Source organism: Rhizobium oryzicola, assembly GCF_030504645.1.
In the GTDB taxonomy this organism is placed as follows: domain Bacteria; phylum Pseudomonadota; class Alphaproteobacteria; order Rhizobiales; family Rhizobiaceae; genus Neorhizobium; species Neorhizobium oryzicola.
In genome coordinates, this window is the sequence record NZ_JAUKWQ010000007.1 from 1 (window position 1) to 21,553 (window position 21,553).

Annotated in this window: 22 protein-coding genes; 5 read left to right on the plus strand and 17 right to left on the minus strand. The window is 60.9% G+C overall.

Going from position 1 to position 21,553, the window contains the following annotated elements; translation table 11 throughout:
- Nucleotides 1–45: 45 nt before the first annotated feature.
- From phnN to phnG, 13 genes are all read right to left on the minus strand, one after another.
- Nucleotides 46–633 carry a phosphonate metabolism protein/1,5-bisphosphokinase (PRPP-forming) PhnN gene (gene phnN / locus Q2T52_RS18870; RefSeq protein WP_302078384.1) on the minus strand — a complete coding sequence of 196 codons (588 nt, stop codon included), beginning with the start codon at nt 631–633 and terminating at the stop codon, nt 46–48.
- Between the two features lie 5 nt (nt 634–638).
- Nucleotides 639–1,778 carry an alpha-D-ribose 1-methylphosphonate 5-triphosphate diphosphatase gene (locus tag Q2T52_RS18875; RefSeq protein WP_302078385.1) on the minus strand — a complete coding sequence of 380 codons (1,140 nt, stop codon included), beginning with the start codon at nt 1,776–1,778 and terminating at the stop codon, nt 639–641.
- 100 nt (nt 1,779–1,878) lie between these two features.
- A complete protein-coding gene (gene phnE, locus Q2T52_RS18880) occupies nt 1,879–3,219 on the minus strand; it encodes a phosphonate ABC transporter, permease protein PhnE (protein WP_302078386.1) in 1,341 nt (446 codons plus the stop codon).
- Between the two features lie 9 nt (nt 3,220–3,228).
- Entirely contained in the window at nt 3,229–4,200 is a 972-nt protein-coding gene (phnE, locus tag Q2T52_RS18885) for a phosphonate ABC transporter, permease protein PhnE (protein ID WP_302078387.1), read from the minus strand.
- 131 nt (nt 4,201–4,331) lie between these two features.
- On the minus strand, nt 4,332–5,237 hold the full coding sequence (gene phnD, locus Q2T52_RS18890) for a phosphonate ABC transporter substrate-binding protein (protein WP_302078388.1): 906 nt from the start codon (nt 5,235–5,237) through the stop codon (nt 4,332–4,334).
- Nucleotides 5,238–5,323: 86 nt separating this feature from the next.
- Entirely contained in the window at nt 5,324–6,175 is an 852-nt protein-coding gene (gene phnC, locus Q2T52_RS18895; RefSeq protein ID WP_302078389.1) for a phosphonate ABC transporter ATP-binding protein, read from the minus strand.
- A gap of 121 nt (nt 6,176–6,296) precedes the next feature.
- Nucleotides 6,297–6,914: a DapH/DapD/GlmU-related protein gene (locus Q2T52_RS18900; RefSeq protein WP_302078390.1), complete on the minus strand. Its 618-nt coding sequence runs from the start codon at nt 6,912–6,914 to the stop codon at nt 6,297–6,299.
- Nucleotides 6,911–7,618 carry a phosphonate C-P lyase system protein PhnL gene (gene phnL / locus Q2T52_RS18905; RefSeq protein ID WP_302078391.1) on the minus strand — a complete coding sequence of 236 codons (708 nt, stop codon included), beginning with the start codon at nt 7,616–7,618 and terminating at the stop codon, nt 6,911–6,913. Before phnL ends, Q2T52_RS18900 begins: the two co-directional genes overlap by 4 nt.
- A gap of 7 nt (nt 7,619–7,625) precedes the next feature.
- Nucleotides 7,626–8,402 carry a phosphonate C-P lyase system protein PhnK gene (gene phnK, locus Q2T52_RS18910; RefSeq protein WP_302078392.1) on the minus strand — a complete coding sequence of 259 codons (777 nt, stop codon included), beginning with the start codon at nt 8,400–8,402 and terminating at the stop codon, nt 7,626–7,628.
- Nucleotides 8,399–9,280: an alpha-D-ribose 1-methylphosphonate 5-phosphate C-P-lyase PhnJ gene (locus Q2T52_RS18915; RefSeq protein ID WP_302078393.1), complete on the minus strand. Its 882-nt coding sequence runs from the start codon at nt 9,278–9,280 to the stop codon at nt 8,399–8,401. The genes phnK and Q2T52_RS18915 overlap by 4 nt, the downstream gene beginning before the upstream one ends.
- Nucleotides 9,277–10,380 (minus strand): carbon-phosphorus lyase complex subunit, encoded by a 1,104-nt coding sequence (locus Q2T52_RS18920; protein WP_302078394.1) that lies wholly within the window; start codon nt 10,378–10,380, stop codon nt 9,277–9,279. The genes Q2T52_RS18915 and Q2T52_RS18920 overlap by 4 nt, the downstream gene beginning before the upstream one ends.
- Before the next feature lie 3 nt (nt 10,381–10,383).
- Nucleotides 10,384–10,992, minus strand: coding sequence for a phosphonate C-P lyase system protein PhnH (gene phnH, locus Q2T52_RS18925; RefSeq protein ID WP_302078395.1), 609 nt, complete (start codon nt 10,990–10,992; stop codon nt 10,384–10,386).
- On the minus strand, nt 10,992–11,462 hold the full coding sequence (phnG, locus tag Q2T52_RS18930) for a phosphonate C-P lyase system protein PhnG (protein ID WP_302078396.1): 471 nt from the start codon (nt 11,460–11,462) through the stop codon (nt 10,992–10,994). Before phnG ends, phnH begins: the two co-directional genes overlap by 1 nt.
- A 102-nt stretch (nt 11,463–11,564) precedes the next feature.
- On the opposite strand from phnG, the gene phnF reads away from it, so the two are divergent.
- From phnF to Q2T52_RS18950, 4 genes are all read left to right on the plus strand, one after another.
- Complete coding sequence (gene phnF, locus Q2T52_RS18935; RefSeq protein WP_302078397.1) at nt 11,565–12,284, plus strand: phosphonate metabolism transcriptional regulator PhnF; 720 nt, start codon at nt 11,565–11,567, stop codon at nt 12,282–12,284.
- A 134-nt stretch (nt 12,285–12,418) separates the two neighbouring features.
- Nucleotides 12,419–13,477 carry an LLM class flavin-dependent oxidoreductase gene (locus Q2T52_RS18940; RefSeq protein WP_302078398.1) on the plus strand — a complete coding sequence of 353 codons (1,059 nt, stop codon included), beginning with the start codon at nt 12,419–12,421 and terminating at the stop codon, nt 13,475–13,477.
- Between the two features lie 102 nt (nt 13,478–13,579).
- Nucleotides 13,580–14,635 (plus strand): DmpA family aminopeptidase, encoded by a 1,056-nt coding sequence (locus tag Q2T52_RS18945; RefSeq protein ID WP_367187337.1) that lies wholly within the window; start codon nt 13,580–13,582, stop codon nt 14,633–14,635.
- A gap of 4 nt (nt 14,636–14,639) precedes the next feature.
- On the plus strand, nt 14,640–15,494 hold the full coding sequence (locus Q2T52_RS18950; RefSeq protein WP_302078400.1) for a D-amino-acid transaminase: 855 nt from the start codon (nt 14,640–14,642) through the stop codon (nt 15,492–15,494).
- Here Q2T52_RS18950 and Q2T52_RS18955 read toward each other — a convergent pair.
- Together Q2T52_RS18955 and Q2T52_RS18960 are read right to left on the minus strand one after the other, a co-directional pair.
- Nucleotides 15,491–16,372 carry a LysR family transcriptional regulator gene (locus tag Q2T52_RS18955; protein WP_302078401.1) on the minus strand — a complete coding sequence of 294 codons (882 nt, stop codon included), beginning with the start codon at nt 16,370–16,372 and terminating at the stop codon, nt 15,491–15,493. The genes Q2T52_RS18950 and Q2T52_RS18955 overlap by 4 nt on opposite strands.
- 63 nt (nt 16,373–16,435) lie before the next feature.
- Nucleotides 16,436–17,938, minus strand: coding sequence for a serine hydrolase domain-containing protein (locus Q2T52_RS18960; RefSeq protein ID WP_302078565.1), 1,503 nt, complete (start codon nt 17,936–17,938; stop codon nt 16,436–16,438).
- 201 nt (nt 17,939–18,139) lie between these two features.
- Here Q2T52_RS18960 and Q2T52_RS18965 point away from each other — a divergent pair, with 201 nt between their 5' ends.
- Entirely contained in the window at nt 18,140–19,180 is a 1,041-nt protein-coding gene (locus Q2T52_RS18965) for a dipeptidase (protein ID WP_302078402.1), read from the plus strand.
- Between the two features lie 31 nt (nt 19,181–19,211).
- Here Q2T52_RS18965 and Q2T52_RS18970 read toward each other — a convergent pair whose 3' ends face one another.
- Both Q2T52_RS18970 and Q2T52_RS18975 read right to left on the minus strand, forming a co-directional pair.
- Nucleotides 19,212–20,222 (minus strand): acyltransferase family protein, encoded by a 1,011-nt coding sequence (locus Q2T52_RS18970; protein ID WP_302078403.1) that lies wholly within the window; start codon nt 20,220–20,222, stop codon nt 19,212–19,214.
- A gap of 13 nt (nt 20,223–20,235) precedes the next feature.
- Nucleotides 20,236–21,546: an O-antigen ligase family protein gene (locus Q2T52_RS18975; RefSeq protein ID WP_302078404.1), complete on the minus strand. Its 1,311-nt coding sequence runs from the start codon at nt 21,544–21,546 to the stop codon at nt 20,236–20,238.
- Nucleotides 21,547–21,553 lie beyond the last annotated feature (7 nt).

Sequence of the window (21,553 nt, forward strand, 5' to 3'; positions counted from 1 at the left end):
CACCAGCAGAAATATATCCCCTCCCGCGCCACACGGCTTTAGCCATCACCTGGCAAAACCTTCCTTTACCTCCTCAACAACCTCGATTAATCGCCGACCTGCATCCCCCAACGCTCCACTATTGTCTATGGTGATGCAGGCGAGGTTCTCAGGCAGCGCCACGTCTTCGCTCCGCCGAAGCCGTGCACCGATCTCCGCTTCGGTCTCCCGGCCACGGGCGCGTAACCGCGCGGCCAGGACTTCGGGTGTTGCGGTGATATTGATAACTGTGAGCTTGGAGAAGGTTGCAGCAAAGAGCGGAAGCACCGAACGAGAACCATTGGCGATCACAAGATCACCAGCCGCCAGCCAGTCTGTCGCCTCTTTCGGAATACCATAGCGCAACCCATGCGCATGCCAGTGGACGGCAAAACCTCCGCCGAGGAGAATACTCTCGAATTCTGCCTCTGAAACGGCATGGTGATCTTCCCCACCGGCATCGGTGGGGCGTGTAATCGCGCGGCGGACGAAATGTACGTCTGGGCGATTGGCGAAGTGTTCTCGGGCAATGGCGAGCAGGCTGTCCTTGCCGACGCCGCTCGGTCCAACCACGACGACCATCATGCCTGGCATGTTCTCGATGGCGTTCGACATCAGCGTCACGCCACCCGGCGACCTTCACGCCACACGGAGCGGACGACAGGCACGTCTTGATGACGGCGAACGCGCACAAGGTCGGCGCGAAGGCCAACGGCAATGCGACCGCGATCGTCAAGGCCGACTGTCCTTGCCGGTGTTGACGTGACCATGGCCAGCGCCTTCGGGAGTGAGATGGCCTCGAAATCATCTGCCAAAACGAAGGGTGCGTGCAGCAGGCTGAGCGGCACATAATCCGAAGACAGCACGTCGAGAACGCCGCGCTCGGCAAGGTCCCGCGCAGCAATGTTGCCGGAATGGGATTTGCCGCGAACCACATTCGGAGCGCCCATCAGCACGCTCATGCCGGCCGAATGGGAGGCTTCCGCCGCATGGAGGCTTGTGGGGAATTCTGCGAGCCGGACACCATGGCCCTTTGCCTCCTCGACGTGTTCGAGGGTCGCATCGTCGTGGCTGGCGACTGTGATGCCTCGTTCAGCGCAAATGGATGCCAGGGTATCCCGATGGATGGAGGAGTACTGTTGTGACAAGGCCAGCCTGCTTTCGACAAACCGCGCAAAGGCCTCGTCGGTCAGGCCCCGCTTGGTTTTGTAGTACAGCGTATACTGGTCCATGGTCTGGAACTGCCGCTGACCCGGCGAATGGTCCATCAGCGAAACAAGACGGACATGCGGGTCTTCGGCGAAATCGGCGAAATGGTCGAGTACGTTATTAGATGCCACTTCGCAGCGCAGGTGCAGCAAATGCTGGGCGCGCAAGCGATCTTCCCGCTCGGCGAGCTGGATGGCATCCGCCATATCGCGCATTTCACCCTTTTCGAAGCCGCCATCCTCGTCCGATCCCATACGCAGGCAATCGAAAACGGTTGTGATGCCTGATGTAACGACCTGGGCATCGTGGGCCTGAATGGCGGAAATCTTGTTCCAGCGCACGCCGGGGCGCGGGGAATAGTGCTGCTCCAGATGGTCCGTGTGCAGTTCGACAAGGCCCGGAATCAGGTAGTCGCCGCCGAAATCCTCGCCAATTGCGCTTTGCCCTTCGGCAATGTCTGCAATCTTGCCGTCAGCGATCTTGACGCTGCCATGCATGATCTCGTCGTCGAGGACGATGCGGGCGTTGGAGAGAATGAGTTCGGGCATCATGTCAGTGACCATTTCAGAAACTTGCCTGTCGGCATAAGGGGCGATTCTCTCGCCGGGTGAAAGTCTGCGCATCACGCAAATGATGCGCAGACCGTATTCCTTAGCGGCTCCGATCGCCGATCAGGCGGGACCGGAGCGCGCTGGAGGCCATGTCGAACAGGAAGACGACAACAAGGATCAGCAGCACCATGTAGCAGACATTCGCCCAGTTGGCGTTGGTGCGCATGGCTTCCCACAGCTTGAGGCCGATCCCACCGGCGCCGACCGCGCCGATGATGGTGGCGCCGCGGACGTTCGATTCCCACTGATAGAGCGTCTGGCCGACGATGACGGGCATGACCTGCGGCATCACGCCATAGCGATGGGTCAGCACGGTGGAGGCGCCGGTGGACTGAATACCTTCACGCGGCTTGTTGTCGACATTCTCCAGGCCTTCCGCATAGAGCTTTCCGAGCGTTCCCCATTCTGTGAGGAAGATTGCACCACTGCCAGCGAGCGGCCCAGGGCCAAAGGCACGGGTGAGGAAGAGCGCCCAGATCAGCATGTCGACCGAGCGCAGGAAATCGAAGAAGCGCTTTACGACCTGATTGACGAGACTGCTCGAGGTCATGTTGCGGGCGGCGAGAAAGGCTGTCGGGAAGGCGAACACGGCGCCCAGCAGCGTGCCGAGAAAGGCCATGACGATTGTCTGGAAGAGCTTCACCCAGATATCGCCATGCTGCCAGGCGGAATTATTCCAGAAATTGTCGAAGGCGAGCGACAGGTTCGACTGGCTCTTGTCGAGACGCTCACCGGATACGATGAGCTGGAGCACTTCGCCGAACGGCTTGTCGAAGAAGGGCGAGTGCGTGTCGAAGATGAAATTCGGCCAGCCCAGGAAGCGCTTGCGCACTTTTACCTGGTCGCCGGAAATGCTGACATCTCCGGAAAAGCCGAGATCGACCGAGATGGTATCCTCATAGGCGGACATCCAGCCGGGCAGGGCGCCGTCCACCTTGGCATTCTCGCCCACCAGCCGCACCGGGGTCGTCATGCCATAGGCGGTGACATCCACCTGGGTGGGCGCGATGCGGACGGATTTGCTACCGGACACTTCGACCAGAACGCTGCCGTCGCTATTGGCGCGAACCCAGTCGGGCTTGGGATCATCACCGAGAGGATTGAAGCGGGGATAGCGGGTGGCAATCTTGCCGTCCGAGCCGATGCGGAAGACGGGCTGAACGTCGTAGCTGATCCATTGGCGCAGATAAATGCCAAGGCGCTCCCAATGGCCTTCCGCTACCAGCTTCGGCAGATCGAAGAACCAGGCGGAATAGATGCAGTAGAGAAGAATGCCGCCGAGCACCATCAACCCGCCGAAGCGCTGCTTGAAGGAGCGGTGCAGAAGATGGGCGTGACGGGTTTCCAGATCGCGGAAGGTATTTGCGTCGAGAGCGGTCATGGTCGTACCTCAATGAACCGGAACGAAGGCGGCTTCGCCGACCAGACGGCGGCGCATTGCCGCCGACACCTGGTCGACGACCACGATCGTCACAAACAGCAGCAGCACCAGCGCCATGGTCTTGGCGCCGAATCCGCGAGAAATGGAGAGCTTCAAGGCCTCGCCGATGCCGCCGCCGCCGACCGCGCCGATAATGGTGGAGGCACGCACGTTGATCTCCAGACGCAGCAATGCATAGGAGGTGAAATTCGGCAACACTTGCGGCAGCGCTCCAAAGCGCACGCGCTCCAGCCAGTTGCCACCGACGGCCGTCATGCCTTCATCCGGCTTCATGTCGATGTTCTCGATCACCTCGAAGAACAATTTTCCGACCGCTCCTATCGTATGAAGCGTAATCGCAATGATCGCAGCCGCCGGACCGATGGAGAGGACTGCGGAAAACAGGCCGGCAATGACGATCTCCGGAAAGGCACGCAGGAACTCCATCAGCCGCTTCACCAGGATGCGCAGTGGATTGGAAGGCGCCAGGTTGCGCGCTGCCAGGAAACTGAGCGGCACCGCAATGACAAAGCCGACCAACGTTGAGATCAGCGCGATGTTGATGGTGACAATCATCAACTCGATGTAGTTCGGGATATAGAGTCCGCCCCAGAGCGGCACGCGACCTACGGTGAAATTATATTCCTCGCCGCCGCGATCATTGGGGCTCGGCAATCCCAGCAGTGCCCGCCAGACATCGTTCCAATCCTTCGGGATCAGCCAGCTCATGAAGTCGAACAGATGCGGCAGGCGATCGAAGAAGTGGCCGGCATTGCTCTCATCTGCAAAGCGGACGGAAGCGACGAAGGCGGCAAACAGGATGGCAAGGCCAAGGATGGTGTAGAAGCGGCGGCGAGCGGCCAGCTTCTCCCAAGCGTCAACGATTGCGACAGTGGCCGGAGCCACGTCCGAGGCGGTTTCCGGTTTGCTCTGGAAGGTCATCTTCTCGTCCAGTCAGATAGGCGGCAATCGGCGCGTATTCTCGGTGTTTTCCGCGCGTCAGAATTACCGGATCATGCAACGGAAAGGGGCGATCACACCGATCGCCCCGATCTTGATTTCAAGCTGAAAAATCAGCCGCCGATCGCCTTCTTGCGAACGTCGATGATGGCCTGGTAAAACTCGTGCTTGACCGGAACGTAACCGGTGTAGTCGCCGCCTTCGATGGCCGCGAAGCACTTGGCATCGGTCTTCGGCAGCTTCATGAAGAAGTCGGTGATCTTCGTCTGCCACTCATTGCCGAGCGCTGTGCGAACGACGAGCGGGCCGTTCGGGATCAGCGGCGAACGCCAGACTTCAACCAGCTTGTTCGGGTCAACGGTGCCCTTGGCAACGACCTTGTGGAAGGTGCCGGACGTGAAGCCATCCTTGAAATCGCCGATACCGGAGGAGTCATCAACGGCAATGTCGACCTTGCCGTCATAGGCGGCGAGCAGGTTGTTCTCGTGACCGCCGTTGAACTGCGTCTTCGCGAAGTACTGGTCGTTCGGCATGCCCGTCGTCTTCGGGATCTGCGTCAGCGGGACGAGGTAGCCGGAGGTGGAGTCCGGATCGGCGTAGCCGAGCGTCTTGCCCTTGGCGTCGGCGATCGACTTGATGCCGGAATCCTTGCGGGCGAGACCGATCGAGTAGTAACCGGTCGAGCCGTCCTTCTGCTGCGTGGTCAGGATCGGCGTCACAGCCTTAGGATCCTTGATATAGGTGCCGGCATAGCCTGCAGCACCGAGTTCCGCGAAATCGAGCGTGCCGCCGAGGAGACCCTGAATGACGCCGTCATAGTCGGCAGCCGGGAACAGCGAAACCTTCTCGAAGCCGAATTCCTTTTTCAGGTTGTCGGCAAGGCATGCGTAGTTGCGCAGGCGGTCGGCTTCGTTTTCGCCGCCGAGGATACCGATGCGGAATTCCTTCATATCGGCAGCAGAGGCGATGTTGGACAGCGACATGACAGCCGCCGTGGCAAGCAAGATCTTCTTCAGCATGTGGGTCTCCTGGGTTTTCCGGATCGTCCGGAAGGTGCCTTGGGGTGTTTCGCCTTTTGATGGGCGATCTCGTTGGCGCCGCGCGATCAGACAGTGGCAAGCGATCGGACGCCTGAAGATGGGTGGATGCCAGTATGTTCAGCCGTGGGCTGAGGCACTGTGATGCTGGTCGAGGTCATCCCTTCATCGAAGGTTGATGCATCGCCGACACCGTAAATCTGATGGACCGCGTCCGCCGTCAGTTCATCCGGCGTGCCGTCGAAGACGACGCGGCCCTGCGACATGCCAATAATACGTTCGCAATAGGTGCGGGCCGTATCCAGCGTGTGCAGGTTGGTCAGAACCGTGATGCCTTCGTTGCGGTTGATGTCGCGCAGCGAGTCCATCACGATCTTTGCGTTCAGAGGATCGAGCGAGGCGATCGGCTCATCCGCCAGCAGCATCTTCGGGCGCTGCATGAGTGCGCGGGCGATGGCGACGCGCTGTTGCTGGCCGCCGGATAATGTGCCAGCAGGCTGCAACGCCGTTTGCTCGATGCCGAGACGCTCGAGGGCGGCGATGGCGAGCAGTCGCTCTTCACGGGTGAATAGGTTGAGGATGCTTGCCAGCGTCGAGCGATGGTCGAGACGGCCCAGCAGAACATTGGTCATCACATCAAGGCGCGGCACGAGGTTGAACTGCTGGAAGATCATCGCGCAATCGCGCCGCCAATGGCGCAGTGCGCTGCCACGCAGCGAGGAGACTTCGACATCGCCGAAATGAATGCTGCCGGAGGTCGGGTCCGCGAGACGATTGATCATGCGCAGAAGGGTGGATTTGCCCGCGCCGGAACGACCGATAACGCCCACCATCTGCCCCGGCGCGATATCGACCGTTACTGCATCCACTGCCGTCTTCTTGCCGAACTGCCGGGTGAGGTCTTGTAGTTTGAGGCGCATCGCGGTCCCTCCGCTGTTATTGTCTTGCCGTCCAATCGACCTGCTACACAGCGTTTATAAAACGTGGATGTAAGATTTGTTTAAGAATTGTGAAACGTTATAACGTCATGTTTTACATTGCTTATTTCTCATATTTGGACAGAAACATTTCGGCATCGAGCGTGCGGAAATCTTCCAGTGCTGCAAACAGCCGGTCGTGATCCCAATCCCACCAGCAAAGCTTCTGCATGCGCTCAGCAACAGTCGATGGGAAGCGCTCGCGAATGAATTTTGCGGGTACGCCGCCGACGATGGTGTAGGGTGCCACATCCTTGGAAACCACGGCGCCTGCCCCGATGACGGCTCCATCTCCCACGCTGACGCCGGGCAGGATAGTGGCGCCATGGCCGATCCAGACATCGTGGCCGATGGTGACGCGATTGTCGCGCCGCCATTCGAAGAAGTCGTGATCGTTCTCGGCGCCTTCGAAGTAATCGGCGGCGCGATAGGTGAAGTGGTGCAGCGTCGCCCGCCAGGTGGGGTGGTTGGTGGCGTTGATGCGAACGGCCGCCGCGATATTGGCAAATTTGCCGATGGTGGCGCACCAGACGGCGCCATCTTGCATGATGTAGGAGTAGTCGCCCATCTCCACCTCATCCAGGCGGCAGCGTTCGGAGACTTCCGTGTAGATGCCGAGCCTGCTGTTGGCTACGCGTGCGCTTTCGTGGATGTAGGGCGTGAGGCCAAGCTTGCGGCTCATGCGGCCACCCCGCGCGGCGAGAACTGGCGGACATCGAGAATGCGATCGGCAACCGCTTCACGCACTTCCTCGTCGTGGAAGATGCCGAGCAGGCCGACACCCTTTTCCTTCTTAGCGCCGATCATCTCCACCACCACGGCGCGGTTGGCGGCATCGAGCGAGGCGGTCGGCTCATCCAGCAGAAGCACTGTATGATCCGTGATGAAGCCACGGGCGATGTTGACGCGCTGTTGCTCGCCACCAGAGAAAGTGGCGGGCGGCAACTGCCAGAGATCCTTTGGCAGGTTGAGGCGCGCCAGAAGGTCGGACGCCCGTTCATGGGCTTCTTCTGTCGAGACACCACGCGAGATCAGCGGTTCTGCAACCACGTCCAGCGTCGCGACACGGGGAACAGTACGTAAGAATTGACTGACGTAACCCAGCGTGCGGCGGCGCACTTCCAGCACGAGACGTGGATGGGAGCTCGCGATATCCACCATGCGGCCGTCGTGGTCGAGCAGGATCTGTCCGGTGTCGACGCCGTAATTGCCGTAGAGCATTTTGAGGATCGAGCTCTTGCCGATGCCGGACGGCCCGCCCAGCACCACGCATTCGCCGCTGGCGACGGAGAAGGAGACGTTGGAGACAACAGGCAGCACGAGGCTGCCGCGCAGATGCATGATGAAGCTCTTGGAAACTTCGGAGACGATGAGTGGGGTGGCCATGGGTGCCTCAGACCTGAAGTATCGAGGAAACGAGCAACTGCGTGTAGCGCTCGCGGGGGTCGTCCAGCACGCGGTCGGTCAGACCCTGCTCGATGACATGGCCATCCTTCATCACCATCATGCGGTGAGAGAGAAGGCGTGCGACGGCGAGGTCATGGGTGACGACAATGGCGGCAAGGCCGAGGTCGTTCACCAGTCCGCGCAGGAGGTCGAGCAGGCGGGCCTGCACGGACACATCGAGGCCGCCGGTCGGCTCGTCCATGAAGACGAGACGGGGAGACGTAACCAGATTGCGGGCAATCTGCAGGCGTTGGCGCATGCCGCCCGAAAAGGACCGTGGCTGGTCGTCGATACGGTCTTCTGCAATTTCGACGCGGCTCAGCCAGTCTGCCGCCGTCTGACGGATGCGGCCATAATTCCGATCCCCGACCGCCATCAACCGCTCGCCGACATTGGCGCCGGCAGACACCGACATGCGCAGGCCATCCGCCGGGTTCTGATGGACAAAACCCCAGTCGGTGCGCATCAGGAAACGGCGTTCCGCCTCGTTCATGTGGTAGAGATCGCGGTAGGTCTCGTCGCGCATGCGATAGGTGACGCTGCCCGTAGACGGAAGCAGCCGCGTTGAGAGGCAGTTCAGCAGTGTCGTCTTGCCGGAACCGGACTCGCCGACGATGGCCAGCACTTCGCCCGGCCAGAGTTCGAAGCTGACATCCTTGCAGCCGATGCGGCTGCCGTAGAATTTCGAGAGGTTGTTGACCTTCAGAAGCGGTAGATCGCTCATTCCGCAGCCTCCTGACTGGGCGCCAGCATCTCGCCGGTATGGCCTTCGGCGCGGCGGGTTTCGCAGAAATCGGTGTCGGAGCAGACGAACATGCGCTTGCCGCCGTCATCGAGAACGATCTCGTCCAAGTAGACGTGGTTTGCACCGCACAGCGCGCAGGGCTTGTCGAAGGTCTGGATCTCGAAGGGATGATCCTCGAAGTCCAGGCTCACCACATCAGTATGCGGGGGAACGGCATAGATGCGCTTTTCGCGACCGGCGCCGAACAGCTGCAGCGCTTCCGAGCGATGCATTTTGGGATTGTCGAATTTCGGGGTGGGAGAGGGGTCCATCACGTAGCGGCCATGCACCTTCACCGGATAGGCATAGGTCGTGGCGATGCGGCCGTGGCGGGCGATGTCTTCGTAGAGCTTCACATGCATGAGACCGTATTCTTCCAGCGCATGCATCTTGCGCGTTTCGGTCTCGCGCGGCTCCAGGAAACGCAGCGGCTCCGGGATCGGTACCTGATAGACCAGCACCTGACCTTCTTTCAGCGTTTCCTCGGGGATGCGATGGCGGGTCTGGATGATGGTGGCTTCGCCGGTATGGGTGGTGACCGCGACCTCCGCCACCTTCTGGAAGAAGGCACGGATGGAAACGGCATTGGTCGTGTCATCAGCCCCCTGGTCGATGACCTTCAGCACATCGTCCGGGCCGATGATCGAGGCCGTGACCTGCACGCCACCGGTGCCCCAGCCATAGGGCATCGGCATTTCGCGGCTGGCGAAGGGCACCTGATAGCCGGGGATGGCGATCGCCTTCAGGATGGCGCGGCGGATCATGCGCTTGGTCTGTTCGTCCAGATAGGCGAAGTTATAGGCGGCAAGCTCGCTCATTCTGCGGCCTCCTTGTCGATATCACGGTTCATCTCGGCGGCATGGCGGGCGCGCATGCGCCGAACAAGATCAAGTTCGGCCTGGAAATCCACGTAATGCGGCAGCTTCAGATGCTCGACGAAGCCGGTTGCCTGCACATTGTCGCAGTGGGAGATGACAAATTCTTCGTCCTGTGCGGGCGCCAGACGGTCTTCGCCGAATTCATCGGCGCGCAGCGCACGGTCGACCAGCGACATTGCCATGGCCTTGCGCTCGCTCTGGCCGAAGACGAGGCCGTAGCCACGGGTAAATTGCGGCGGAGCTTTCGCCGAACCCTTGAACTGGTTGACCATCTGGCATTCGGTGACGCGGATTTCTCCGAGCGAGACGGTGAAGCCGAGTTCCGGCACCTCGAGCTCCACCTCGACCAGCCCCATGCGAATTTCGCCGACAAAGGGATGCGTGCGGCCATAGCCGCGCTGGGTAGAATAGGCGAGCGCCAGCAGAAAGCCTTCATCACCGCGTGCCAAGGCCTGCAGGCGCAGATCCCGCTGCATGGGAAATTCCATGGGCTCCCGCGTCAGGTCACCTGCCACATGATCCTCGGGCATTTCGCCATCCGGCTCGATCAGACCTTCACCATCGAGAATATCGGAGACTCGCATGACATGGTCGGGGGTGCCCGGGCGTTCCACCGCTTGGTCGACCATGCCGTCTTCCAGCAGTGAGGGGTCCAACAGGCGGTGGGTGTAGTCGAAGGTTGGGCCAAGAAGCTGGCCACCCGGCAGGTCCTTGTAAGTCGCGGAAACACGCCGCTCCACCTGCATACTGCCTGTTTCGACAGGCTTCGATGTGCCGAAGCGCGGCAGCGTGGTGCGGTAGGCGCGCAGCAGGAAGATCGCTTCGATCATATCGCCGCGCGACTGCTTGAGGGCAAGGGCTGCAAGCGAGCGATCGAACAGTGAGGCTTCCGCCATGACGCGGTCGACGCCGAGACCGAGCTGTTCGATCAGCTGTTCGATGGTGATGGCGGGCAGGTTGCGATCGCCGCGACGGCGGTCTGCCAGCAGGCGGTGGGCATTGGCGATGGCTGTCTCGCCACCCTTGACGGCAACGTACATGGCTCACGCCTCCTTTAGCGAAATCTTGCAGGTGCGGGGCAGGGCGGCGAGGCGGTGGCCAGCAGTCAGGATCACATCCACGCCCTGCGGAAAGATCTGGCCGTTTTTCGCCCATTGCTTCAGGACATGTTCCGGCAATCCCTTCGGCGAAAGCAGCGCGGTCGTGCGGATGCCCGGGCCCTTCAGTTCCAGGGTTGGTCCGCCGTCCAGCGCTTCCACCTCGATGACCAGCGTCGTCGAGCGATCCGGATATTCCAGCGTGCCCTGCGCAAAGGACATCAGCGACGGCAGTGGTGCCTTGTGATGGGCGAAGGCAAACTTTGCCTCCGTCTTTTCCTTGGTCAGCGGCGCGCCGCAGTGAAAGCCCAGCCAGCCGGTGATGCCGGGGGTAAGAAGGTGCGGCCCAAGCCAGACGGCTGTGTCGTGGTCGCAAAGCGTCAGCATCACGGCACCAGCGGCGGCACCGAGCGGGGCGGGCGGTTCAACGCCCATCGCGACTTCGCCGATGGTGCCGGGCTGCGCCATGCAGTTCATGACAGTGCGAAAGACATTCTGGGAATCGAGAACCGGATTGGTAAAGCCGCCGGTCAGGCTCGTTTCGTGGATCTGCATCAGTCTTCTCCGCGAACCATGGTGAAGAATTCCACCTTCGTGGCGGCCGTCTGGGCGGCGCGTTTTGTCTGCTCTGCCGAAAGCTTCTCCTCCACAGGCTTCAGCAACTTGTCTTCCACCAGCTGATGGGTTGAGTCCTGCTGCCAGAGTGCATCGAAAATGGCTGCCAGTTCCGCTGCCCGCTTGTCGGTGCCGAGCCGATAGCTGTGTCCAACGGTTCCGTCCGTGAAGCGGATGGTGGCGCGGGTTACGGTCGCCTCGCCGAGGTTGAACGCCGCGCCGCCGCCGCCCATGCGCCCGCGCACCATCACGAGGCCGGTTTCGGGTCCGCGCAGGCGCTCGTGATTGGGTTTGGTGACCAAGGCGTTGAAGACGGTTTCCATGTCCGTGCGTGTCGCCCGCGCCAGGAGATCCAGAACGCGCTTGCGGGCAGGGGGCTCTGCCTGATGATGTGTGGTGGCTGCTTCCATGCTTCACCTCGAGATTTTCAATAGAATGTCTATTTATATAGACAACCGTACAATTAACTGTATGATTAGACCCGTGGCGTGACAAGCGTGTGACGGGCGGACATGCAGAGACAGAAGGGCGTGGCCCTGTGGCGGCAGATTGCGGACCGCATTCGGGCGAATATTGCCGAGGGTTTTTACGAGGCCAGCGGTATGGTTCCGCCAGAAACACAGCTGGCGGAAGAATTCGGGGTTAACAGACATACCGTGCGGGCGGCTATTTCCGCCTTGGCCCAGGAGGGTATCGTGCGCGCCGTCCAAGGACGGGGAACTCTGATCGAGCGTCGTGACAAGTTCGCTTTCCCCATCGGTCGGCGCACACGATTTACGCAGGGTATCGGCGACCAAGCGCGGGATATCCGTGGGTATCTTCTGGGTTCGGAGGAGGAAGTTGCCAGTGCGGACCTTTGCAGCTGGCTGAAGCTAGAGGTGGGGACGCGGGTGATCCGGATCGATGCCATGCGGCAGGCGGACGGGCGCGCCTTGTCCCGCTCCACCGCCTGGTTTCCAGCGGATCGCTTTCGGGGAATCGACGAGGCTTTTCGCGCAACCGAATCGATCACCAAGGCGCTCGCGCTGCTCGGGGTCCCGGATTATCTGCGCGACGTCACCGAAATCTCGGCGGTGCATGCCGAGCCTGATGATGTGGCGCAGATGGGGCTGACCCCCGGTTCGATCGTACTGGTCACCAAGGCGCTGAACACGGATGCAGACGGTGTTCCCATTCAATATGCGGTCACGCGCTTCCCGGCGGACCGGGTGCAGTTTACAATTCGCAGCTAAAACATGGCGCTGCAATCGCGAGGAGGCGGTTGTTTCGAAAAGCCTTCTACAAAGTCGCCGTTCTGTGGAAGGACGATCCTTTCCGGCAGGCTATGCGGCTGATAGCTACGAACGTGCTGGGATGGGAGATCTTGATGACCGGTGCCTGTGAGATTGCGTGGTTTTCTGCGCTGTGTGATGACGATTACGAGTTCCTCGGAGTTCCGGATTCCAAGCTTCAATCCAGTTTTGAACACTGTCGCGACATCGTGCTGCAGGCAGAAAGTGGCGGCTTCGACAATATCCTGCTGCCGTCAGGCTATTCTCTTGGCATCGACACCACTGCTTTTGCCTCAGCGATCGCAGCGCTAACATCGAAGATCAAGCTGTTGATGGCGGTGCGCATCGGCGAAAATTGGCCCGCGCAGCTGGCGCGTCAGATCGCGACCATCGATCAGATCGCCAAGGGGCGGCTGGCTGTGAACATCATTTCCAGCGAAATGCCCGGCGAGGTTTTGGCGAGTGGGCCTCGCTACCAGCGCACCATCGAGGCGATGTCGATCTTGCGCACGCTCCTTAACGGCCAGCCAGTCGACCATGACGGCACGTTCTGGAAGCTGAAGATCGATCCGCCGCGCATTCGGCCCGTCTCGGGTGTCAGCCCGAAATTCTATTTCGGTGGCCTCTCCGAAGATGCCCGCGAAGCGGCGGCGGAAGGGGCGGATGTCTATCTGATGTGGCCCGACCGCATGGAAGCCGTCCGCGACATCATTGCGGATCTTAAAGCCCGTGCCGACAAACGCGGGCGTTCGCTACGCTTCGGCTACCGTGTTCATGTGGTGGTGCGCGAGACGGAGGCGGAGGCCCGCGAGGCTGCCGACCGGCTTTTGTCGAAGCTGGACGATGCGGCCGGTGCTGCCATCCGGGCCAAGTCGCTGGACAGCCAGTCGGTGGGTGTCCGCCGTCAGGCAGAATTGCGCGAACAATCCGGCCATGAAGGCTATGTGGAAGACAACCTCTGGACCGGCATTGGTCGCGCCCGCTCCGGCTGCGGCGCCGCCATCGTCGGCGATCCGGATCAGGTGCTCGCAAAGCTCGCCGCCTATCAGCGCGAGGGGGTGGAGGCTTTCATCCTGTCGGGTTATCCGCATGCGCGTGAGGCCGATCTCTTCTCGCGCTATGTTCTGCCGCGTATTCAGCACGGCCCCTTGTGAGCGTTGCAAAGCCGGTCTGAAACTATTCCGTTTTTCTTGTCCTCTTTCCGGCGCAGGCACAGTAAGGTCCGCGCCTGAAGATATGCGGATGGGTATGCGGCGATGACAGGCGGCAGGCGGTTGAGAGATTTGGGCATCAGGATCGGGGTCTACCCGCCCGGTCCGTTGAATGCGATCACTGACGTTTCGGGCGTTCGCGTCGGCCATGTCGTCTGCTTCGAAGGTGAGCGGACACGCACCGGCGCGACCGCCATCCTGCCTCATGGCGGCAACCTGTTTCAGGACAAGGTTCCGGTAGCCCTTGCCGTGTTCAACGGCTACGGAAAATTTGCCGGTGCCACGCAGATCGAGGAACTGGGCGAACTCGAAACGCCTGTCGTGCTGACCAACACGTTGGCGGTCGGTCGCGCAATCGAGGCCATCAATCACTATACAATTTCCCAGCCGGGCAATGAAAAGGTCGTCTCGCTGAATGCGGTGGTGGGCGAGACGAATGACAGCCGCCTCAATGATATCCGTGCTGCCCGCCCGACGGTCGATGAAATCGCAACTGCGATTGAAACCGCATCCGAAGGCCCTGTGACAGAGGGGGCGGTCGGCGCCGGCACCGGCACGGTTGCTTTCGGTCTGAAGGGCGGCATTGGAACCAGTTCGCGGGAGGTAGTCGTCGCCAAGGAAACCTATCGCGTCGGTGTTCTGGTGCAGTCCAATTACGGCGGTCATCTCAAGATCGACGGGCGAGACTATGCCTCGCTTGCCGAGCATGATGTTGATGGCTCCATCGTCATTATTGTCGCGACGGATGCGCCTCTGTCTTCGCGCAATCTCAAGCGCCTTGCCAATCGTGCCTTTGGCGGGCTTGCCCGCACCGGTGCCGCCCTCAGCAACGGGTCCGGTGATTACGCGCTTGCCTTCTCCACAGCCGAGGCCGTGCGGCGCACACCGGAGCGGCGCAAGGGGCTGACACTCACGCCATCGCTTTCCAACGATGCCGTCTCGCCGCTGTTCGACGCGGTGATCGAGGCAACGGAGGAGGCAATCCTGAATTCCCTCACCATGGCAGAAACGACGGAGGGTTATAATGCCGCGACCGGTCGTCCCTCCCGCGTTGAATCCATCTCCCTTACTGCGCTGACGCGCGTTTTTCCCTCGGAGTAACCTCATGACCCGTATCGTCTACCTGAACGGCGCCTTCCTGCCGGAACACGAAGCCCATATTTCCATCTTCGATCGCGGCTTCCTGTTCGGGGATGGCATTTATGAGGTGACGGCCGTTCTCGAGGGCAAGCTGATCGATAGTGCTCTCCACATGGCGCGGCTGGAACGCAGTGTGCGTGAGATCGGCGGTCATCTGCCTGTTTCGACGGATGAGATCGTGGCCGCCGAAAAGCGGCTGATCGTAGAAAACAACATCCAGGAAGGTCTGGTCTACCTGCAATATACGCGCGGTGCGGAAGACCGGAATTTCTTCTATTCGGACGATCTGGAGCCGACGCTTGTGATGTTCACGCAGGCGAAGACACTGGAGCATGTGGCCGCGGTGGAGAAGGGGCTGAAGGTCAAGATCGTGCCCGACCAGCGCTGGGAGCGACGCGACATCAAGTCCGTTTGCCTGCTGCCGCAAGTGCTGGCGAAGCGTACCGCAAAGGCCGCCGGTTGCGACGAAGCCTGGATGGTGGAAGACGGCTTCATTACCGAGGGTGCGTCATCCACGGCTTACATTGTGACGGCAGATGGCCGCATCGTCACTCGTGGCAATTCGAATGCCATCCTGCCCGGCTGCACGCGGCTTGCCGTGCTGCAACTGGCCGAAGAAGCGGGGCTGGTTGTCGAGGAGCGCCCGTTCAGCGTCGAGGAAGCCATATCTGCCCAGGAGGCCTGCCTGACCAGCGCATCCAATTTCGTCGTGCCGATCACCAGCATTGATGGCAAGCCGGTTGGTGACGGCACACCCGGCCCGATCTTCAAGCGGTTGCGCGCGCTTTATATGGAAAACGCCCGCAAGACGGCGATCTAACCGGGTAGCTCTGACCATATGCGTTTGACGATGGTCCGGTTGTTGTCGCGGGAGCGATAGAGCCGGATCTCCACCTCGATGTCCCATTCGGCGCCGCCGGCACGGGCCAGTGCGCCGGATGCCAGTTCCGCCTTCACGAGACTTTCCGGTACCCAGGCGAGACCCCAGCCGGCCGCCGCCATGGCTTTCAAGCCGACTGACATGCTGCCCACATGCACCCGCTCATCCAGCGGCAGCCTTTCCCCTAACGCCCCTGCGATCAACTGCCCGAAGAAGGAAGACTTCTGGTAGCTGACATGGGCAAAGCCGGGTTCGATGCGGTGGTGCGGGCTGCCGTTTTGATCGGCGCAGCTGACGGGTACGATGTTTTCCCGGCCCATTGTCCGGTACTCAAACTGGCTGTCCAGCAGCATGGGCACGCTTCCATGCTGGTAGGTCAGCAGGAAATCCGAATGACCGTCCACCAGCGAATTCAGGTTTTCCTCCATGCTGCCGGAGTCGGGTCTCAATTGGGAGACCAGCGGCCCGACCGCTCTGTTTAAGCCGTTCAACCAGTCGGGGAAGAAGGTGAAGGAGAGCGTATGGAGGGCCGTCAGCGTGACGCGGCGGGCGTCCTTGCCTTCTTCCTGCTGCAGGCTGCGACGCGCCTGATAGAGCGCATGAAGCGCTTGCTCCGCGACGGGCACGAAACGTTCGCCGGCCTCGGTTAGCCGGGAGGGATAGGTGGCGCGGTCGATGAGGCTGGCGCCCACCCAGGCTTCCAGTTGCTTGATGCGGCGGCTGAAGGCGGACTGCGTGACATGCCGCTCTTCCGCCGCGCGGGAAAAATTCGAGGTGCCGGCAAGCGCCAGAAAATCCTCAAGCCATTTGACTTCCACGATAGCCGCTCCGAACAGGATAGTGGCATGTCCTGTAGGGCTTCCATCGCTGAAATGCAAAACTCAGCGGCTGAAATATTCGATCATCCGGGCGCGGTTCAGCACCAGTTGCAGGCGGTTTTCGTTCAGCTGGTGCAGGCAGACGCGCTTGGTCCAGGGGCCATCGTAAAGCGTGAAGAGGTAGCGGCCATCCCCCAGCGGCTTCAACGGCATCCGGTGCCGCACAGGGCCGACACCCATCACGATATGGCCGTCTTCAATATCGAAGCGCGCACCCTCGGGTGAAACCCACTGGCTATTCGGCATGGTTTCCGTTTGCGGTGTCACGGGCAGGTAGCGGCGCGGGGCATGGCCGACTTCGCCGATGATGTTGTCGCCGTCCATCTTCAAGCGAACCGGCTGCGAGGCCGATTGGGAGGAGACCCAGCCATTGCTTTCCTCATACACGGTTTCATCTGCGTCGAGGGAGGTCACGACGCTGCCCTTCACCTCAAGCCAGTCCGGCCCGCTCTCGCTCACATAAAGACCGTCCTGAAGGGCAGTCGATGGGGTGGGCAGGGGAAGATCGAGCAGCGCGGCCATGCCGAGAAGGGCGATACGGTAGCCGTTCGTATCCTCGCGGTTGGAGACGACCACGAAACCGGACTGGGTTTCCGGGTCGAGCAGGAAATAGCTCTTGTAGCCGGGATGCGATCCCCCATGGCCTGGAAACAGCCGGTCCCCCAGACGCGATTGGCGGATGCCGAGGCCATAACCGTTCATGCGGCCATCCGCCATGGGTCGATTAGCAGAGAGCTTTTCCAGAACGCCTGCGAGCCTGCCTTCGCCGCGCATCAAAGCTCGCAGCCAGTTGGTCAGGCTTTCGGCGCTGCCGGTGAGGCTGCCGGAGGCGGAAATGTGCAGGCCCGCCGCCGAGAGCTGCCATTTCTCACCCGTATGCCAATAGCCGGGCACGAGGCCTGCAACCGCATCGTTCCAGACATCGGGTGCATCAAAACTGGCATCCGCGCTATGGGCGAGTTCACGAATGAAGTCGCGGAAGAAAGCGCCCTTGCGCTCCAACACCGTCTCCACCAGGCGATAGCCGGTGTTGGAATAGGAGATCTCCGTGCCGGCCGGGTAATTCAGCCGCGTCTGGCGTGCCACAAAGGACATAAGGTCCTTCGCTTGCGTTTCCGTGTAGACGGAGAGGCCGAGCAGGGACAGGCATTCGCGCACATCCGGCAGGCCACCGCTCATGTCGAGCGCGCGACCGACGGTTACGCTTGCAAGCGGCTCCTGCAATTCCGGCAGATGATCGCCGAGCCGATCCTCGAGGCTGATGAGATCCGGGTGCGCGAGTACCATGGCGCAGAAGGCGTGCTTGGTGACCGAGGCGTAGCGTACCACGCTGTGGCAACTGAAGGGAGCTAGGGTGTTGAGGTTTTCGACGCCGCCGCATTGGGCAAAGCGGATACCCTCTGCATCAAAACCGATGACGGCTCCGCCTGGTTCGTTCGCCTTCCATTGATCGGTCAGGCTCTTGGTGGCCTCAGCGGCCGCACTCCAGTTTAGCATGGCGGGCATCGTCACATCACTCACAAGCGGCTGATTCCAAGTTTGCGTGCGAAAGCCGCCCTCGCGTCGCGGGTTTGCCTTGTAGCAGCCCGGTTCAGCGTGCACCAAGTCCGTTTCGGACAATTGTCATGCGCTGTTTGCATTTGCCTTGCCGTGGCGTCTGCCTCACCTTATGCCTTTCTCCTCTTCATTCTCTTCCTGGATATATCAATGACCTCCCATGCTCCCCTGCCGATTTTCGATGGCCATAACGACGTGCTTCTGCGCATCCGCTGCTCGGGGCGCGCTGATGCGGTCGAAGGCTTTCTGAACGGGGAGGAAGGCGGCCATATCGATTTGCCGCGTGCGCGTGCTGGCGGTCTGGCGGGCGGTCTCTGCGCCATCTACATCCCGTCTCCGGGCATGAACAAGGATGCCAATGGCGATTTCCTGGCGCCGGACCAGCCATCGGCTCTGAATGAGACGCTGGCTATGGCGCGGCTTCTGTTCGATATCGAGCGGCAGGCAAACGGCGCCTTGAAGGTGTGCCGGAATGTTGCCGATATCCGCGAGGCGATGGGCCGCGGCGCCTTTGCAGCCGTCCTGCACATCGAAGGTGCTGAGGCGGTCGGCGCCGATCTCGACGCGCTCTATGTTCTGCATCAAGCGGGCTTGCGCACGCTTGGCCCGGTCTGGAGCCGCCCGAACGTGTTTGCCTATGGCGTTCCGTTCCGCTTTCCCTCGACGCCGGATATCGGTCCCGGTCTGACAGCTGCCGGCGAGGATCTTATCCGCGCCTGCAATGAACTGAAGATCATGATCGATCTTTCGCACATGAACGAGCAGGGATTCTGGGATATTGCCAAGCTTTCGAAGGCGCCGTTGGTGGCTTCCCACTCCAACGCGCACGCACTTTGCGGCCATAGCCGTAACCTCACCGACCGGCAACTGGATGCGATCCGCGATACGGGAGGGCTCGCCGGCATCAATTACGGCGTGCTCTTCCTGCGTCAGGACGGCATCAAGAATCCGGATACGCCGCTGGATTTGCTGGCTGATCATGTCGCCTATATCGCTGATCGTATCGGCATCGATCATGTGGGGCTCGGTTCGGATTTCGACGGCACGACTGTGCCCGATGACCTGAAGGATGCGGCCGGTCTACCCAAGTTGGTTGCAGCTCTAAAGGCTCGGGGCTTTGATGAGGAGGCTATGACGAAGATCGCGCATGGCAACTGGCTGCGGGTTCTTGGTCAGACCTGGGAAGGCTGAGTCAAGTGGAGTTTGCGGGCCGCAATCCGGCTTATTTCGCCGGCTCGCGGCCGAGCACGCGAAAGCTGAAGCGGCCGTGGCGGACCAGGCCTTGGAGCGGTCGCTCGATCCCCTCATAGGCCACGATGCCGAGTGCCACACCTGCCAATGCAGCAATAGAAATGCCCGCCCAGCCTGACAGCGCAAAAGCGGTGGCCGCCTTGAGCACGACGGAAATCGCCAGCGTATGCCAGAGATAGATCGAATAGGACGCGTCGCCAAGGTATGAGAGCGGTCGCCAGATGGGTAGGCGGCCAGCCTTTTCCAGGGCCAACATGCCGGTGACCATCATGATGGCCAGCGGTGCGCAGATCCAGGTGTTGAAGTCCAGTTGCCAGACGTAGATGCCGGCGAATGCCAACAATCCGACTGCGACCAGTATCAGGCCCGCGCCGGGTCCAGGAATGATGCCCCGCAGCCAGAACCGGGCGATAAGGGCGCCTGCGAGAAATTCCAGGATCACCGGGCGGGTGTAGAAGACGAGTGCGGGGCTGGCGGGCGTCACGAAAAAGCCGGCCACAGCCAGAAGAACGAAAACCATCGCCAGTGCTGCAAGCCGCCTGTTCAACCCAAACATCAGGGTCGAGGCAAAGACGAGATAGAAGAACATCTCGTAATTCAGCGTCCATCCCTGAACGAGAATCGGCCAGAGCGCGCCTCCATTGGGGGAGGGGACTGGTAAAAACAGATAGGAGCCCACCAGATGCGCCGTGCTCAGCGTCAGGTTCGGGAATAGCCCGACAAGCGCGCCGACAACCATGATGGTGGTGACGAGCCAGTAGCTGGGCGCGATGCGCAGCAAACGATCCCTCAGAAAGGCTGCTGGTGACTGATGCCGCTTCTCGCTGATGACAACCATGATGAAGCCACTGACGACGAAGAAGACATCGACACCGGCGGCACCGATGCTGAAATGCGCGCCAGCCCTTTCTGCTGAGTGAAACAGCACGACGGCCAAAGCTGCAACAGCGCGAAGATACTGGATGCCATAGAGGGTCTTCATGCCTTATCTCCGGTCAGAACCGCATCGGTCCGAGAAGCGGCTGCTCCGCCCACCGCGCTTCATCACGTGCGGGTGCTGGCCGGATCTGTTCGCGCTGTTTGAGCGGGATGCTCGCCCTTGAGCGCAAGCTCAGCTTGGCCGCCGAGAAATACAGGAGGAAGGAGCCGACATGGTAAGGGTGCATGATGTCGATTTCCACGAAGGATCTCACCAGCAGCAGGGCCAGCACGCCGAAGAGGACGAGTGAATCCTTGTTTTTCGCATCATGCAGTAACCGCTTGAGGTGGCCGAGGAAGCCGGTCAGCAGCACGGCGATAAGCAGGACGGTACCGACGATGCCCGTTTCCACCATGGCTTCGATATAGGTGTTGTGGAAATGGAAGCCGCTGCGGGAGGCGATGTAGAACTCTTCCCACAGGCGTTCGGCATCGGCAAAACCTTGAACCCAATAACCCTGGTAGCCGAGCCCGAGGACCGGGTTCTGCCGCGCCGCTTCAATGCCCTGTTGCCAAAGGTAGGTGCGGCCGGTCAGCGTCGAATCCTTGCCGAAAACGCCGAGCAGTGCATCCATGGCGCCCAGCGACAAGGCCGCGTCTGCTGCCATGATGACGCAGACGAGGCCGCCTGCGAAGATCAGCTTGCGCGCGCCGGGTCTCAACAGCAGGAGGCTCTGCACACCGATGCATCCCGCGATGATACCGAGCGTGGTAATGACCGATGTGGCTGACTGTGAGGCAAACAGGCTGTAGGCGGAGAGGATAGAAGCCGCTCCCGCGCCTGCGATCCAGAACAGGTTGAGGCGCAGCACCATCACGCCCGCATAGGCGAAGAAAAGGCCGAGCGAGGCATAGAAGCCCAACTGGTTCTTGGAGGCGAAGGCGCCGACGAAGCTGTAGGTGCCATCCAGCGGGTCGAAGAAGTAGACACCGAACAGCAGGGAGTAGAGAAGCACGAGCGTGCAGCCGGCGATCGCACCGCGGGTCAGCGTCGAGACGCTGATGGTTCGCATGGCGATCAGTGCGCAGATGATGTGGCTCAGATACTGGAGGGCTGCGCGCAGCGACGTCGAGGGCGCCGGCGACCAGAAGACGGAGACGAAGCAGAAGAGGCCGAAACCAAACAGCCAGAGAAGCTGCATGTAATTGCCCAGCACCCGCCGATAATCGAGCAGCACCAGCGGGAACCAGAGGGCGTAATAGACCAGGATGGAGGCCTGACCGAAGCGGCTGGAATAGGCAAAGACAAAGAACGAGAGCGCCACGGCGACGATGCCGTAGGGCGCGTTCACGTTCATGTCGATGAAGGAAGCCTTTGCCAGCTTCATGGTTCGC